This window comes from Demequina sp. NBRC 110055, assembly GCF_002090135.1.
In the GTDB taxonomy this organism is placed as follows: Bacteria; Actinomycetota; Actinomycetes; order Actinomycetales; family Demequinaceae; genus Demequina.
This window is the reverse complement of record NZ_BBRL01000001.1, coordinates 1-1,505: the sequence shown is the minus strand read 5'-3', so window position 1 is coordinate 1,505 and position 1,505 is coordinate 1. Positions and strand designations below refer to the sequence as shown.

The window sequence follows — 1,505 nt, the reverse complement described above, 5'->3', positions numbered from 1 at the left end:
TCTGACGTTGATGATGGAGAGTGCCGGATCTGGTGGTGTGACCCGGGGTCTGACTGGCGCTCACAGGCTGCCTTCGACGTGATCTGTCCGCGGCCGGGTCTGGCGCGTTCCCACGCCGCCCGGGGCCGGACATGACTTCATAAGAGCTTGACCAGAAGCGTCTCATCAACGTCTTGTCTGGCCGACCCCGGACGGTGTGCCCCACGTCGAGAAAGGCACTCCTCTATCATGACTACCTTCAAGGATCCTGGCCAGGTTGTCGCCGGGATCGACACCCATTCCCTCACGCACCATGTCGCCGTCCTCGCGGCTACTGGTGCCCGACTCGGGGATCGCGAGTTCCCCGCTACCCCAGCCGGCCACGGCGCGATCGCGGCATTCATCGCCTCTTTCGGCACCGTCTCACGAGTCGGGATCGAAGGCACCGGCTCCTACGGCGCCGCACTGTCGCGATCCTTGCGCGCTGAGGGCTTGAGCGTTGCAGAGGTGATCCGACCGAAACGAGCACAACGACGTCGTGGCAAGTCCGATCCCATCGACGCCTACGCCGCCGCCGAGCAAGCACTCGCCAACACCCACCTGCCAATTCCGAAAGACGGCGACGGCGTCGTCGAACAAATCCGTGCCCTGCTGAGCGTGCGACGCTCCGCCGTGAAGGCTCGCGCCAGTGCGATGCAGCAGATCAAGTCGCTCCTGGTGACGGCACCGGATCAAACCCGAGCGCGCTGGCGCAGCGCCAGTGACAAGCAACTGATCTCCGGCCTGGCTGCTACCAGGCCTGAAGCTGCGACCTTGTCCGTGGTGGCTGCCACCACGACTGCCCTCAGGATTTTGGCGCGCCGCTATCAGCACCTCAGTGACGAGATCACCGCAATAGAGGCCGACCTGCACGTTCTCGTCCATCAAGCCAACCCCGAACTCGCCGCAGCGTTCGGTATCGGCATCACCACCGCCGCGCAAATCCTCGTCACCGCCGGCGACAATCCCGTCCGACTGCGCTCCGAGGCGGCGTTCGCAGCCCTGTGTGGCGTCGCACCCATCCCGGCCTCGTCGGGCAAAACCACCCGCCATCGCCTGAACCGTGGCGGCGACCGCGACGCGAACCGAGCCCTCCACACCGTCGCGCTCGTGCGGATGTCACACGAGCCACGCACCCGCGACTACGTCGCCCGCCGCACCACCGATGGCAAGACCACCAAAGACATCATCCGCTGCCTCAAACGCGCCATCGCCCGCGAAGTCTGGCACCTGCTCACCCACCCCACACCAGTGCCCGACATCACCGACCTGCGCCCCCTACGAGTGTCCAAAGCCATCACGATCGACACCGCCGCCCGCCACTTCGGCCACTGGTCCATCACGATCTCCCGACTCGAGCGCGGCGAACTCCGAGACGACAACCTCGCCACCGCCTACCGGACCTGGCTCGCCACCTTGCCAAACGCCACCCCCACCAAGCGAATGCTCACCCTCAACACACGTTGACAGACATAGGAGCATCATCG

At 65.4% G+C, this 1,505-nt stretch carries 1 protein-coding gene; it reads left to right on the top strand.

Translation table 11 applies throughout. The features are described 5' to 3' along the window. Positions 1-228: 228 nt before the first annotated feature. Entirely contained in the window at positions 229-1,485 is a 1,257-nt protein-coding gene (locus B7K24_RS00005) for an IS110 family transposase (protein ID WP_084127784.1), read from the top strand. The last annotated feature ends 20 nt before the right edge of the window (positions 1,486-1,505 follow it).

Coding starts and splice junctions, on each gene's coding strand:
- B7K24_RS00005 (WP_084127784.1), top strand. CDS start 229: ATGACTACCTTCAAGGATCCTGGCCAGGTTGTCGCCGGGATCGACACC.